The 14,292-nt window shown below is 61.1% G+C and carries 10 protein-coding genes; 5 read left to right on the top strand and 5 right to left on the bottom strand.

Features of this window, described 5'->3' with window-relative positions:
- Positions 1-58: 58 nt before the first annotated feature.
- From O3649_RS00145 to O3649_RS00130, 4 genes are all read right to left on the bottom strand, one after another.
- Positions 59-961 (bottom strand): adenylate cyclase, encoded by a 903-nt coding sequence (locus O3649_RS00145; RefSeq protein WP_102033515.1) that lies wholly within the window; start codon positions 959-961, stop codon positions 59-61.
- A gap of 320 nt (positions 962-1,281) precedes the next feature.
- Positions 1,282-2,208 carry a phosphoribosylaminoimidazolesuccinocarboxamide synthase gene (locus O3649_RS00140; protein WP_005504616.1) on the bottom strand — a complete coding sequence of 309 codons (927 nt, stop codon included), beginning with the start codon at positions 2,206-2,208 and terminating at the stop codon, positions 1,282-1,284.
- Between the two features lie 260 nt (positions 2,209-2,468).
- The gene (gene purD / locus O3649_RS00135; RefSeq protein ID WP_371572225.1) at positions 2,469-3,752 is read right to left on the bottom strand and encodes a phosphoribosylamine--glycine ligase; all 1,284 of its coding nucleotides are present in this window, start codon (positions 3,750-3,752) and stop codon (positions 2,469-2,471) included.
- A 151-nt stretch (positions 3,753-3,903) separates the two neighbouring features.
- Positions 3,904-4,245, bottom strand: a complete 342-nt coding sequence (locus O3649_RS00130; RefSeq protein WP_371572223.1) for a hypothetical protein — start codon at positions 4,243-4,245, stop codon at positions 3,904-3,906.
- A gap of 562 nt (positions 4,246-4,807) precedes the next feature.
- Here O3649_RS00130 and O3649_RS00125 point away from each other — a divergent pair.
- The 5 genes from O3649_RS00125 (at position 4,808) to O3649_RS00105 (ending at position 12,127) form a co-directional block, all read left to right on the top strand.
- A complete protein-coding gene (locus O3649_RS00125; protein ID WP_371572221.1) occupies positions 4,808-5,935 on the top strand; it encodes an asparaginase in 1,128 nt (375 codons plus the stop codon).
- Positions 5,936-5,937: 2 nt separating this feature from the next.
- Positions 5,938-6,405, top strand: a complete 468-nt coding sequence (locus O3649_RS00120) for a sterol carrier family protein (RefSeq protein WP_304269459.1) — start codon at positions 5,938-5,940, stop codon at positions 6,403-6,405.
- A 240-nt stretch (positions 6,406-6,645) separates the two neighbouring features.
- Entirely contained in the window at positions 6,646-8,397 is a 1,752-nt protein-coding gene (purF, locus tag O3649_RS00115) for an amidophosphoribosyltransferase (protein ID WP_371572219.1), read from the top strand.
- The gene (gene purM, locus O3649_RS00110; RefSeq protein ID WP_005504604.1) at positions 8,397-9,542 is read left to right on the top strand and encodes a phosphoribosylformylglycinamidine cyclo-ligase; all 1,146 of its coding nucleotides are present in this window, start codon (positions 8,397-8,399) and stop codon (positions 9,540-9,542) included. Before purF ends, purM begins: the two co-directional genes overlap by 1 nt.
- Before the next feature lie 644 nt (positions 9,543-10,186).
- On the top strand, positions 10,187-12,127 hold the full coding sequence (locus O3649_RS00105) for a S8 family peptidase (protein ID WP_049353908.1): 1,941 nt from the start codon (positions 10,187-10,189) through the stop codon (positions 12,125-12,127).
- A 96-nt stretch (positions 12,128-12,223) separates the two neighbouring features.
- On the opposite strand, the gene O3649_RS00100 is transcribed toward O3649_RS00105, so the two are convergent.
- On the bottom strand, positions 12,224-14,107 hold the full coding sequence (locus O3649_RS00100) for a S8 family peptidase (RefSeq protein ID WP_371572217.1): 1,884 nt from the start codon (positions 14,105-14,107) through the stop codon (positions 12,224-12,226).
- Positions 14,108-14,292 lie beyond the last annotated feature (185 nt).

Here is a 14,292-nt window from a genome sequence, read left to right as displayed (position 1 = left end):
AGAAAATATCCAACGAGGAATCAGCGTTTACTGGTTGCCGTCGGCTAGTTGCCGTTGACTAGTTGCCGTTGAGTAGAGCTGCGGCACGCTCCTGGGCCTGACGTTCGATATCGCGTACTTCAAGGATGAGCGGCTCATGCTCATTGAGCCAGGTCGCAGCCTTTTCGTAGTAGATATTCTGTGCCTTAGTCAGGATTCCAGTGGACTTTTGGCAGTTGTAGTCGGCGTGAGCTAGGGACTGCTCTTCCGCATTGGCGGCTACATTGGCTGCCTTGTACTTACCCCAGGTTTTCTCTGCGTAGCTGGGAGCATCTCCGAAGTGCTGGATATCGGCGTATCCGCTTTCTTTCATGCATGCACCGTAGGTGGTGTCATTACGGTAGTATTTCCCCATTTCTTCTACCGCGTTGTTTTTGGATCCGCCCGTGGTGAGTTCGTTAACGAAGTTGGTGTATTTGAGGTAGTTTTCTGCTGAGCCGAAGACAGCTTCTGCCGCACGTCCGAGGCATGAATCTGTTGCCATGCTGGTCTGGGCACCGTTACTCATCGTGATGGTGACAGTTTTGCTGTCTGGGGCTTGAGAGTCGCCTAGGAACGCCTTCCGATATGCCGGGTTTTCCATCGCGGGTGCATTGCTGGAGCTAGCGTTGCCCTGCCGGGTGGACCAGTATCCCTGGGTGGCCGCTTCTTCGTTGGCGAAGTGGGCGCCACTCATCGCAAGTTCATGAACGGAGGAGCCGTCAATAATGTTCTGGCTACCGGAGTAGGTGAAGGACTTCTCGCTCATACACTTTTTGACCTCGTTGACGAGGGCCACGTTAATATCCGGGGAGGGATTCTCGTAGCTTGCCAGGACATTACGAATGTCTTGCTTAACTTCAACAGTGGTGGAGCAACTCGATACGCCTAGGCAACAGGCAATACCGATAAGGGCGAGGGATGCGAAGGGCTTCTTTGCCATGGACTTCACCTTTCTCAAGCATCATTGATGGGCGAGAACCGGCAGTGATACGAGCGTATCGTGAGGGCTATCTACAGACCAGCTATATGGTGTAAACCTGCGTTTTGCGGAGTAGAAGCATCATGAGCCGATTACTAAGTATGATAGAGGACAACCCCCCCCCGTACAATAGACACACAAGATGTATTTATGACGTATAGCACCTATAAGAATGCATGTAAAAGAGCTTATGGATTAAAGGGCGGTGCCCCGGAAGAATGACCTTCCGGGGCACCGCCCTTTAGCTATCTCAAAGACTTATTCAGCCCGAAATATTCAGTTTAGAACTTCGTGCCGGTCAGACGCTCATACGCCTCAACGTAACGGGCACGAGTCTTCTCCACAACCTCCTCAGGCAGGTGCGGCACGTTATCCGAACCGTCCCAACCCGCCTCCGGGGAACGCAGCCAGTCACGCACGTACTGCTTATCAAAGCTCGGCTGCGCACGACCCGGCTCGTACTGCTGAGCGTCCCAGAAACGCGAAGAATCCGGGGTCAGAACCTCATCACCCAGCGTGATCTCGCCGCGGTACGAATCAGTACCGAACTCCATCTTGGTATCCGCCAGAATAATGCCCTGCTCACGAGCAATCTTCTCCGCAGTGGTGTACAGGCTCAGGCTCAGCTCCTCCAGGCGCTCACCCACCGGCTGACCAACCTCAGCGTACAGCTCCTCACGGGTCACCAGCTCATCATGCTCACCCACCTCAGCCTTACCGGTCGGAGTGAAAATCGGGGTGTCCAGGCGGGAACCATCCACCAGGCCCGCAGGCAGCTTCACACCAGCAATCTCACCGGTCTCGTTGTACACAGCCAAACCCGAACCGGTCAGGTAACCGCGCACAATGCACTCCACCGGGAACATGTTCAGGGAGCGGCAAATCATTGCTCGACCAGCCACAACATCCGGAACGTCAGTGGACAGCACGTGGTTCGGAACCTGCTTGAGCTGCTCAAACCACCACAGGGACATCTGAGTCAGAATCTTGCCCTTATCCGGGATTTCGGTGGGCAGAATACGGTCAAACGCGCTAATACGGTCCGAGGCAACAACCATGACCGAACCGGCACGTAGCTCAGCGTCATCATTGACGGTCAAGCCGGTAGCATCAAAACGTTCCTCATTCGGAACGTACAGGTCGCGGACCTTGCCGGAATAAATGTGAGTCCAGCCCGGGATTTCCACGGGGTTAGAACGAGAAGTCATGAGAATTTCTCCTGATGAGGTGGTGTGATGTGGATGCAAAAAGTCTGTGTAATTACAATACCGCGACAGGCACGGCTCCCGATAGTGCCAACCAGTCATCAATACGGCACAATCTTGAGAGCCCAACCTGCCCCGGTCGCCGCCGACAGCACCCCGAGCTGAGGAAATGAACCCGGGAAAAGCTGAGGCGGCAAGAAGCGAGTGGCAAAGAAGCGACCGGCTCCCCCACCCTCAAGCGGGGAAGCCGGTCACCTTAGGTTTTAGCCGCGCGGAGCGGGAATGTGGATGCGGTTCTCCACAGCTTTCAGCGCAATATCGGTGCGGTACTGCGCGCCAGCCCAGGAGATAGCACGAACACCCTCGTAGGCGGCGTTACGGGCGGCAGCCAGGTCATCGCCGAGAGCAACAACAGCCAGCACACGACCGCCAGCAGTCAGCACACCCTCCTCAGATGCGACGGTGCCCGCGTGAATCACGTGCACGCCCTCCAGGGCGTTCGCCTCATCCAGACCGGAGATAACGTCACCCTTGCGGGGAGTGTCCGGGTAGTTCTCGGCAGCCATAACCACGTCAACTGCGGTGCGGGGATCCCAATCCAGCTCGGTACCCTCAGAAATTTCACCGCGAGCAGCCGCGCGCAACAGCTGACCCAGCGGGGTGCGCAAACGAGCCAGAACCGCCTGGGTTTCCGGGTCGCCAAAGCGGGCATTGAACTCGATAACGCGCACGCCGCGGCTGGTCACAGCCAGGCCGCAGAAGAGCACGCCCACGAACGGGGTGCCGCGCTCAGCCATACGAGCCACGGTCGGGCGGGCAACCTTCTCCACGACCTCCTGCACGAAGCCCTCGGGCAGCCAGGGAAGCGGGGTGTAGGCGCCCATACCGCCGGTGTTCGGGCCCTCGTCGTTGTCGAAAATGCGCTTGAAGTCCTGAGCCGGGGACAGCGGCAGAACGTTCTTGCCGTCAGAGATGACGAAGAGGGACACCTCGGGGCCGTCCAGGAACTCTTCGATGACCACGGTGCCGCCGGCGTTGAAGCAAGCCTGAGCGTGCTCCAGTGCCGCGGTGCGGTCCTCGGTCACCACAACGCCCTTACCCGCAGCCAGGCCGTCGTCCTTCACCACGTAGGGTGCACCGAACTCGTCCAGTGCCGCCTGCGCCTCAGCGGCGTTCTTCACCACGTAGGCGCGGGCGGTCGGTACGGAAGCCTCTTCCATGACCTGCTTAGCGAACGCCTTGGAGCCTTCCAGCTGTGCGGCAGCTGCGGAGGGGCCGAAAACGTCAAAGCCCGCCTCACGCAGTGCATCGGAGACACCTGCGACTAGGGGCGCCTCCGGGCCGATAACGACCAGGTCGGCGTTCAGTTCGCGTGCCAGGGCGGTTGCCTGGGCGGGGTCATTCGCATCAATTGCGTGGACGGGAACATCCTGGGCAATGCCGGCGTTGCCGGGGGCGCTGTGCACCTCGGTTACCTCAGGGTCGCGCAGAAGCGCTCGAATAATTGCGTGTTCGCGGCCGCCGGGGCCCAGTACCAAAACCTTCATAGTATTTAGGGTACCCGGTACCCTCTCAAAAATGTGAGCTGAGCACACTAAAAATGCGGCCCTTCTCATGTAGCGGCACATTCGCAAGAATGCACGCTAGAGAAGAGCCGCACAGCGCGGTAACCGAAGCTACCGAATCAAGCTAAAAGCACTAGATGAGGGCGGTAATAGCTGCCAGGCCGCCGAAAAGAATACCGGGAGCGTTCGCGATGATAATCGGAACATCCTTCTTGGGGCGCCACAGACCGTACAGAACCCACAGGGTGCAGTTCACAGCAGCAACCAGAGGCTGGATCCAGTCACCCTTGTGACCGTTCAGGTTACCGATAATCTGCGGGAAGTAGAAGACGTACATGAGCACTGCAGTCACAGAAGCAACGCGAGCCAGGATGGGGAAGAACTTTGCGTGGAATTCAGAATCCACGCCCACGCCACCCTTGTGGGAGGTGTTCTGTGCGGAGGTGTTTACGGAGGTGTTGTTCTGCTCTGCCATGGATGTACTCCTTTACATGGTTTGCCGCTCACCAATCAAGGAGGGGTGAGGGGCATTAAGCGATGCATACTCGTACCGGGTCACGTCTAACTAGTTTTGCCTAGATATAGGACCCCGGGGCCGCATCATTTTCCTAACTGGATACATACGCCCGTTCTCAGACTGCATATTGGGGCATGTCAGAGATGATAAACCGTGGATACACTCATAGCTCATCGATTGACGGGGTGGGGTTTTGCTCATCTGCCGCTGCCTTGGTCATCGCCGTATTCATGAGGCGGTACGTCGAGGCGCCAGAATGGTTCGTCGGGCGTCAATCGTGGTCGGTCCTATGCGGTGCTGGGTTTTTCGGTTCGTGCGGGCTGTGCCTCGCTCACTTACCTTAGTCTTACCCGTTGCGCTTGAGCACCCTTCAATTATAAAAATGAGTTACTCATAGCTTCAACCCGTAGTGGGCGTGAATCTCTTCACACGTCTCTCCCTCGACCGTGCCAGCCCATCTTAGCTCCGCGCCACCAGAGACAAATAGGGTCAAGCCGCACGCCCCGTTTAAACTAGAAGAATGACCAACAGCACCACCCCACAGGCAACCACTCACACCACCGACCACAGCAGCGCCTTCGACGTAGAACTCGCGCAGCTCACCCGCAACAACTTCATTGAGGCACGCCACCGCGGCCGCCTCATCCTGCTGGGCCCCGACGGCGAAATTCAGCTTGCCCTCGGCGACATTCACGAGCCCTTCTACCTGCGCTCCGCCGCCAAACCGCTGCAGGCTATCGGATCCATGAAGGCGGGCGCGCCCCTGCGCGGATCCCAGGTCGCCATCGCCTGCGGCTCGCACCGCGGCACCTTCGAGCAGATGCGCGCCGTGCAGGACGTACTCACCCAGGGCAGTACCGAAACCAACCCGCTCACCCCGGCAAACCTGGCACTCAAGCCCACACTCCCCTCCGACAAGCAGGCACGCCAGGCAATGGTTCAGTCGAACCTTGCCGCTACTACTCTGGCGCATCCCTGCTCCGGCAAGCACGCCGCATTCCTGTGGGCGTGCACCGCCAAGCTTGAACGCGGTGACCTCGAAGAGGGCTCGCAGAACTGGACCCTGCACAACTACCTCGACCCCGCACACCCGCTGCAACAGGTCATCACCGAAGAAATTGAGGCGTTCACCGGCGAGCCCGTAGCCGCAATCGGCGTTGACGGCTGCGGTGCGCCCGTGCACGCCGTCTCCCTGGCCGGTGCCGCACGCGCCTACTCGACCCTGGGTGCGGCAATCCGTAACCTCGGGGCGGATGCGCGCGCCTCCACGGTCGCGACCGCCATGGTGGATTACCCCGAGCTGATTCAGGCACCCGGCTCCCCCGACACCGTGCTCAGCGAAGAACTGGACGCGATCGTCAAGGGCGGCGCGGAGGGCGTGCTCTGCATCGGCCTGCGTTCGGGTGCATCCGTGGTGGTGAAGATGAGCGACGGTTCGCACCGCGCCATGTACGCCGTGGCTCTGCGCGCTCTCACCGCTGGCGGCTACCTGAGCGCCGAGGAATGCGAGCGCCTACTCGCGCTGGTAGTTCACCCGGTGACCGGCGGCTTCGTGGACGGCAAGCCGGTTGAGGTGGGCGAGCTGCGCGTGCATGAGGAGCTTTTCACCCGCGAAAATCTGGCTCCCGGCACCCCGGAAGAGGACTAGTCGTGGCGATTCGACGTAAAACTTCCGAAGCAGACGGCATGGCGGCGGTACGCGAAGTGCGCGCTTTCTTTGAGGAACAGTGTGTAGCAACCGGCGAGCCTGCGGATTCGCACGCCCGAGGCGAGTACCTGCTGAACAGCTACTTGCTGAATAGCCCGGAGGTGGAGCAGGCGTTTGCCGCGCTCCCCCGTTCGGTGCGTGCGACCTTCGTTCGCTTCACCCTTGAAGAGCTGGCGACCCTCGCCCCCGGCAATAGTGTGGAGGTGCGTGTGCCCCCGCTGGGCGTGACCCAGTGCGTGGCGGGTCCTCGCCATACGCGCGGCACCCCGCCGTCCGTGGTGGAGGCGCGCCCGCTCGTGTGGGCGGCGCTGGTGTTGGGTGCGTGTTCGTGGGATCAGGCGGTGGGTGCCGGTGCGCTGGACGCTTCGGGCGAGCGCAGTGATTTATCGGCGCTTCTTCCGCTCTTCTAGAATTTGCTACGAGCCCGCAGGCCCACGCAGTTTTCGTAATTTGGCGTGTTTGTTGCCTGTTCTAGTGGTCCATCCTGAGGTATTTAGCGTATCCTTCACCGCATCGACCCCGAAACCCGGTACACTTTTAAAGGTCTGGTGTATGCTACGGCACACGCAGGCAGGTGTGAGTGCGGCAACACGCCCCAATCTTGCGCCTGCGCAGACGCATCCGCAGTCCCAACGTCGAAAAGAAGTGAATTGATTCGCCCCGACGGAAAACTCACTCACGATCTCGATCCGATTGACCACGGCCCCAAGGACGCCTGCGGCGTCTTCGGCGTCTGGGCACCCGGCGAGGACGTGGCAAAGCTAACCTACTACGGCCTGTACGCACTCCAGCACCGCGGCCAGGAATCAGCAGGTATCGCAACCAGTAACGGCAAACGTATCCACGTGTACAAAGATATGGGACTCGTCTCCCAGGTCTTTGACGAAGCCACCCTCAGCTCCATGCCCGGCGACCACGCTATCGGCCACGCCCGATACTCCACCACCGGCGCATCCCACTGGGCTAACGCACAGCCGACTCTCGGTACCACCCCGCACGGCACGCTCTGCCTGGCGCACAACGGTAACCTCACCAACTCGGCTGATCTCTACGACCGTCTGATTGAAAAGAACGGCGGCAAGCCCCCCAAGCACGGCGAACTCGCCCAGGGTAACACCACCGACACCGCACTCGTCACCGCTCTGCTGGCAGAGCACGACTTCGACTCCCTCGAAGAAGCAGCACTCGACCTACTGCCGACCCTGCGCGGTGCCTTCTGCCTCACCTTCATGGACGAGAACACCCTCTACGCCGCACGCGACCCGCAGGGTGTACGCCCCCTCGTGCTCGGTCGCCTGGAGCGCGGCTGGGTTGTCGCATCCGAAACCGCGGCACTCGATATTGTCGGTGCGTCCTTCGTGCGTGAAGTGGAGCCCGGCGAATTCCTCACCATTGACGAGAACGGCCTGCGTTCCCAGCGCTTCGCTGAGGCTAAGCCCGCCGGTTGTGTCTTCGAGTACGTTTACCTCGCTCGCCCGGATACCACCATCTCCGGCCGTAGCGTTTACGAATCCCGCGTAGAAATGGGCCGTCAGCTCGCCCGCGAGCACGCCGTTGAAGCTGACCTGGTCATGCCCACCCCCGAATCCGGTGTTCCGGCTGCTATCGGTTACGCCGAAGAGTCCGGCATTCCTTACGGTAACGGCCTGGTCAAGAACGCTTACGTGGGTCGAACCTTCATTCAGCCCTCGCAGACCATCCGCCAGCTCGGTATCCGTCTGAAGCTGAACCCGCTCAAGTCCGTGGTTGCTGGCAAGCGCCTTGTCGTCATTGACGACTCCATCGTTCGCGGTAACACCCAGCGCGCCCTCGTGCGTATGCTCCGCGAAGCCGGCGCGAAGGAAGTGCACGTGCGCATCTCCTCCCCGCCCGTAAAGTGGCCCTGCTTCTACGGTATTGACTTCGCCTCCCGCGCGGAGCTGATCGCTAACGGCCTGTCCGTGGACGAAATCGCCTCCTCCCTGGGCGCCGACTCGCTCGGTTTCATCTCCCAGGACGGCATGATGGCAGCCACCGAACAGCCCGCCGAGAACATGTGCACCGCATGCTTCACCGGCGAATACCCGATTGAGCTGCCCAGCGAAGAACGACGCGGTAAGTCCCTCTTTGACGCTGAAGAAAAGGGCAAGGGCGGCCCCCTCGCCGGTATGGCGGCAGAGGTGACCGTGGAACGTCCCGTTCCCTCCAAGCCCGAGCACGCCGAGGCTGTCTCCATTGAAACTCGCGAAGGCACCGAAACTCTCGAAACGAAGTTCGACCCCTCCGCAGTACAGATTGCCGCAGACGATGCCGGTATGGGCATGTGCAACCCCGGCCCCGACGCCGACCTCGAGGCACTGCTCACCGAGCAGGACCGCACCCCCGCAAACTCCTCCGCTACCACTACCCCGAAGGAATCCTAATGAGCGAGAACACCACCACCGTAACCTACGCAAGCGCAGGTGTTGACGTAGAGGCTGGCGATCGCGCCGTTGAGCTGATGAAGGGCGCTATCAAGGCGACCCACAACTCCTCCGTCGTTGGTGGCGTGGGCGGCTTCGCGGGCCTGTACGACGTCTCCGAGCTGGTCAAGTACCGCAAGCCCTACCTTGCCACCTCCACTGACGGTGTGGGCACCAAGGTCGCTATTGCGCAGGCACTCGATATTCACGACACCATCGGTTACGACCTGGTCGGCATGGTCGTGGATGACATCGTCGTGTGCGGTGCGAAGCCGCTGTTCATGACCGACTACATTGCCACCGGCAAGGTCGTTCCCGAGCGTATCGCTGACATTGTGCGCGGTATCGCTGGCGCATGTGCACAGGCTGGCACCGCCCTGGTTGGCGGCGAAACCGCTGAGCACCCCGGCCTGCTCGCAGAAGACGAGTACGACGTTGCGGGCGCAGCAACCGGTCTGGTTGAGGCAGACGAGCTGCTCGGCCCCGAGCGCGTGCGTGAGGGCGACGTGCTGATTGCTATGGCATCCTCCGGTATTCACTCCAACGGCTACTCCCTGGTCCGCAAGGTTCTGAACGTTGCCGGCTGGGGTCTGGAGCGCCAGGTGGACGAGCTGGGCCGCACCATCGGTGAAGAACTGCTCGAACCCACCCGCGTGTACGCTGCAGACTGCCTGGACCTGGCGGCAGCATTCCCCGTCAACGGCGAAGACGGCACCACCGGCAGCGGTGTACGCGGCTTCTCGCACGTGACCGGCGGCGGCCTGGCTGCTAACCTGGCTCGCGTTCTGCCCCAGGGCCTGGAGGGTCGCGTAGACCGCTCCACCTGGCAGATTCCCGCTATCTTCTCCCTGATTGGTTCGCTGGGCAACGTGCCCCTTGCCGACCTGGAGCGCACCCTGAACCTGGGCGTGGGCATGATCGCTATCGTTGACCCCTCCGTGGCTGAGGCTGCTACCAAGCGTCTGAACGACCGCGGTATCCCCTCCTGGATTATGGGTGACGTTGTTGCCGCCGGTGAGCCCGAGGCTAACAACCCCGATTACGTTCAGGGCGCTAAGGGCGTGGACGGCGGCGCGGTTCGCCTGCTGGGCTCCTACGCTTCCTAAGGACGCTTTCTCCAGCAGGTAGCGAGCGCCAGCTTGCTGGTGCTGATGATTCTATAGACCGGGGCGGTCACCCATGCGGTGGCCGCCCCGGTCTTTGTGTGTCTACCGGCGGGGCGTGCTGTCCCGTGTGTTTGATGCCAGCTTTTTATTTATTTTCACGCGTATTTTGGGCTATTTTTATTTTTTGCTATCAACTGCATTTTTAATGCATTCTAGTGCTTACACCATAGTGTTAAAACATTTATTTTTCTCCCCTGTCAGCAAGAGGTGCCGCATATCCTGCCTCGCATATTCCAACCCTCAAGCTTTACTTACATAAACTCTCAATCATTGGGCGCTATTCAGCCTCCACAGGTTGATTTTCTGCACATTAACCCGTGAAAAGCACCTCAAAAATCCCTCAAGCTCACCTTGAAGTGATACCTTAGAAACGTACGTTGCACACCGTCCAAAAAAGAGTTCTTCCGGTACGAAAAAAGGGTCCACAAAACACTATTCCCTCACCCCATTTATTACTTCAGCGCGCCCAAAATCAGACCCCTTTTGCCGCCCCGTAAAAACCCTATCCGCACCTCGTGCACCTACAGACGGAAACACCAGTACACATCACACAGTCCGCATACCACCTACATCAGGAGAACCAGATGAGGCTTCCATACATCGGCGCGCAGCGCACCGAAACACCTCCTCGCCCCTGCACCGATAACCGCCGCCGCAAGCGCCCCGCACGCGCGGCACTGAGCTTGCTCGCCGCCGGCGCCATCCTCTTCGGAGGTGACCTGCCCGCCGTCCTCGCGCAGGCACCCAGCGACGAAGCCATCCTGGCAGCAGCTCAGGCGGCACCCCAGATCGAAGGCCCGGTCAGCCCCCTCACCCTCGCGCGCAACGGCGCGGCACGCCCCAACACCCCCACCGCGGCGGCGCCCGGTACGCTCCCCCAGCAGGTGTTCGACCGATTCATCGTCACCTACACCAAGGAAGCCAAGCAGCGCAAAATGCAGCGCGACGGCGACTGGGACGCAGTCCGCGGCATTGTTGACGACATCATGGACACTGTCGAGGTCGTCAGCGAAGCGCTGAACGTCGATACCAAGTTCCTGCACAACACCTCCACCGATGACGCCGTCATCCAGACCTCCAAAACCCTCAACAAAAACGAGGCAAAGGAGTTCATGGCGAAGGTCGCCTCCGACCCGGACGTAGCATCCGTCGAGCCCGACTACATCAACTACCCCGCCGCAGAAGGCGACATCACCTTCCAGTTCAACGACCCGCAGTACAGCAAGCAGTGGAACCTCACCAACCCCACCACCGGCGTGCAGAACACCGGTAACGCTCGCCTGCGCCGCGGCGCAAACGTGAAGGTCGCCGTGCTCGACACCGGCTACGTGCCGCACCCCGACCTGGTCACCGGCATGGCGAACGGCTACGACTTCGTCAGCGACCCGCTCAGCGCCCGCGACGGCAACGGCCGCGATCCCAACCCCCTGGATGAAGGCGACTACGCACCCTACAACCTCTGCAAGGACCAGGCGAACGCCCACACCTCCACCTGGCACGGCACCCACGTGGCGGGCATTATCGGTGCCCGCGGTAACAACGGCATGGGCATCGTCGGCGTCGCCGACCTCGCCCGCGTGCAGCCCGTGCGCGTGCTGGGCCGCTGTGGTGGCCGCACCTCCGACATTGCCGACGCGATTATCTGGGCAGCCGGCGGACACGTTGACGGCGTGCCGGACAACACCTACCCCGCCAAGATCATCAACATGTCCATCGGCACCGTAACCCGGTGCCCCGCCGCCTACCAGCGCGCCATCGACATTGCACGCTCCAAGGGTGCACTCGTGGTCGCCGCGGCGGGTAACGGCAACACGGAAGCATCCAAGTACGCGCCCGCCAACTGCATGGGCGTCATCACGGTTGGCGCAACCACCAAGGAAGGCAAGCGAGCGTCGTTCTCCAACTACGGCACGAGGGTCAATATCTCCGCACCCGGTGAGAACATCCTCTCCCTGTCCGTGAACAGCCTCGACCGCCCGGATAACACCAAGTTCACCTACGTCTACGAGAGCGGCACCTCCATGGCGGCGCCGCACGTCTCCGCACTCCTGGCGCAGCAGCTGGTCAACGGCACCTCCATGACCACTCAGCAGGTCGAGAGAGCATTCACCCTCGCGGGAGGTAATCGCATCAAATGCGACAAGGTCTTCTGCAGCCGCGGCATTATCAACAGTTTCAACCTGGCGAAAAAGGCTGGAAACCTGGACGCGAACGGCAGGGTGACCTATCTGCGACCGCGCAAGATCATTTCTAAGGGCCTGAGCGCCGGAGCATCTAACACCAAGATTGCGGACGATACCGGTGAAGCTACAGAGGCAACTACTACCGCAACAGCGCAGGCGGCAGGAACCAACGGCGAGACCCTCACCGGCGACTACGACCGAATTCCCGGCGCACCCGCCATGGAAATCCCCGAAGACGCCCAGGTCCAAGACCTGAACGGTGACGCCGAGCCCGTCACCCAGGACGAGCCGCTGGTCACCAACCCCGCACAGAAGCCCCGCGAAGCAGACGATCAGCACTAAGCTACCCGTAGCGTAGACAGACCCGGTTCACGGGCATAGCGAAGCCCCCGATGAGAGAAATCATCGGGGGCTTTTCGTATCTAAAAAGAGTTTCGACTAGCGGTGATTACCGGAAGCGAAACCCAAGTAACCACTGCTCGGGTAGGTGTTCGCAGAAGAACCGTACCAGGAGCGGTAACGCGGAGTGTGACCGTGACGCGGACGCGACGGGTACGAGGGGCGAGTCACCGGGCGGGACGGGCGGGTCACCGGACGGTTAGTCTTCGGAGCCGGGGTCGCCTTAGGCGCGGGAGCCTGCTGACGCTTAGCGTCCTCTTCAGCCTTCTTGCGGGCCGCTTCCTCGGCCGCCTTCTTACGTGCGGCCTCCTCCTCAGCCTTCTTACGTGCCGCCTCAGCTGCGGCGGCATCCGCAGCCTCACGGTCGGAACGGACCTGCTGAACCGCGCGCGCCGCATTCACAATGCCGGAACCGCACGCAGACTGGTCGCACTCAACACCCTGAGAGGTGGACTGCAGAACCTTCTTCGCCTGAGCGTAGGTCAGCTTCGGATCAACCGACTTCATGAGCGCCACAATACCGGCAACATGCGGTGCCGCCATGGAAGTGCCCTGGTACTCGGCGTAGTCAGCCTTACCGGGAGCGGTCTTGCCAGCGTTCAGGGTGGAGAGGATTCCGCCACCCCAGTAGCGGCGGTCGCCACCGGGGGCACTCACGTCCACGCGGGAGCCGTAGTTAGAGAAGTAGGAGCGCTTGCCGTTCTTATCGGTCGCGCCCACGGTGATGACGTCCTCGCAGTTGCCGGGGCTGGACTTCGACGCGTCAAAGTTATTGTTACCCGCAGCGACAACCACGCTGGAGCCGCGCTTATTCGCCTGGGCAATCGCCTGGCGGTACGGGGTGGTGCAGGTGCCCTCGCTACCGATGGACATGTTAATGACCTGGGCGGGGTTCTGGTTTGCGGGAACGCCGCGCACGCTACCACCGGCAGCCCAAATAATGCCGTCGGTGATGTCCGAGTCGAAGCCACCGCAGGCGCCCAGAACGCGCACGGGCACAATCTTCGCTTCGGGTGCCACGCCGGCAATGCCCTCGTTGTTATTCGCGATAGCGGCAATAGTGCCCGCCACGTGGGTGCCGTGCCAGTCGGAGGCGGTCGCCTTCGAACCGGTGAAGCACTGGTTATCTACGGTCCAGTTGCCGGCGTCGGTCGGGTCGGAGTCGCGGCCGTCGCCGTCATTGGAGAACGCCGATTCGGCAATGAAGTCGTAGCCGGGCAGCACGTTAGCGTCCAGGTCCGGGTGGGCGGTAATGCCGGAGTCCAGCACCGCCACGGTCACGCCCTTGCCGCGGGTGGTGCCCCACGCCTCCAGAGCGGAGACGCCCTTCTCGCCGGTGAGGGACCACATGCGGTTCATCTTCGGGTCGTTAATCTTGACGGTCTCCGAGGTGTTGTCCACGGTGGCGTAGCGGCGCATATCGGGCGACACGGAGGCGACCTTGGAGTTCGCGCTCAGGGCGTCCATGTACTGCTGGGCCTGAGCGGGGGTGAGCTCCGCGGAGGTGGTGACCACGCTGGCATCCAGCGCGGTGGAGCGGACGTAGCTGGTCTTAATGTTCAGCAGCTCGTCAATGCTCTGCACCTCGGAGGTGATGCCCGCGTAGAGTGCGTCGCTCCAGGTTGCCTGCTGGGTACCGGCGGCTGCGGACCAGTCAATCTGGTCTGCGGTGGCATCGGTGGAGGCGGCGTTCTTCGCTTCATCGGTGTAAGTGATGATGAAGCGGTTGTATGCCACGGGCGCGGACTGGGTGGTGTTAGAAGCCTGTGTCGCCACAGAAGCCTGGGTTGCGTGGGTAGCCTGCGCGGTGGGTGCCGCCACGGCGGGGATCACGCTTGCCGAGAGCAGGCAGGTTGCGGTGACGAAGCTCAGCAGGGAACGCTGTGAGGAGCGTGCCTGCGAGGGGCGAGCAATGCGAAGCATGGACGTCCTTGAGGTGAGTGGTACCGGGTGCGCACGATGCGGCGTAGCGTTGCCGACTCGCGTTGAGGGCGCAGAGTGAGGTGTGTGTACTCGGTACGAGTGAATACGGAAGAGTGAGGTGTTGGTGCATTGTGTGTGCTGTGAAGTGGTTCCACAATGTGCGTGCACGGGTACGCACCGTGAGA

It is taken from the genome of Rothia sp. 27098_8_29 (genome assembly GCF_041432785.1).
Taxonomy (GTDB): Bacteria; Actinomycetota; Actinomycetes; order Actinomycetales; family Micrococcaceae; genus Rothia; species Rothia mucilaginosa.
Note: the sequence above shows the minus strand (reverse complement) of the source record. Positions and strands in the feature narration are given on the sequence as shown.

Bases quoted from the DNA above. Each gene is read 5' to 3' on its own strand.
- purM (WP_005504604.1), top strand. From the start codon at position 8,397: ATGAGCGAGAACACCACCACCGTAACCTACGCAAGCGCAGGTGTTGAC.
- O3649_RS00145 (WP_102033515.1), bottom strand. From the start codon at position 961: ATGGCAAAGAAGCCCTTCGCATCCCTCGCCCTTATCGGTATTGCCTGT.
- O3649_RS00140 (WP_005504616.1), bottom strand. From the start codon at position 2,208: ATGACTTCTCGTTCTAACCCCGTGGAAATCCCGGGCTGGACTCACATT.
- O3649_RS00125 (WP_371572221.1), top strand. From the start codon at position 4,808: ATGACCAACAGCACCACCCCACAGGCAACCACTCACACCACCGACCAC.
- purD (WP_371572225.1), bottom strand. From the start codon at position 3,752: ATGAAGGTTTTGGTACTGGGCCCCGGCGGCCGCGAACACGCAATTATT.
- O3649_RS00130 (WP_371572223.1), bottom strand. From the start codon at position 4,245: ATGGCAGAGCAGAACAACACCTCCGTAAACACCTCCGCACAGAACACC.
- O3649_RS00100 (WP_371572217.1), bottom strand. From the start codon at position 14,107: ATGCTTCGCATTGCTCGCCCCTCGCAGGCACGCTCCTCACAGCGTTCC.
- O3649_RS00105 (WP_049353908.1), top strand. From the start codon at position 10,187: ATGAGGCTTCCATACATCGGCGCGCAGCGCACCGAAACACCTCCTCGC.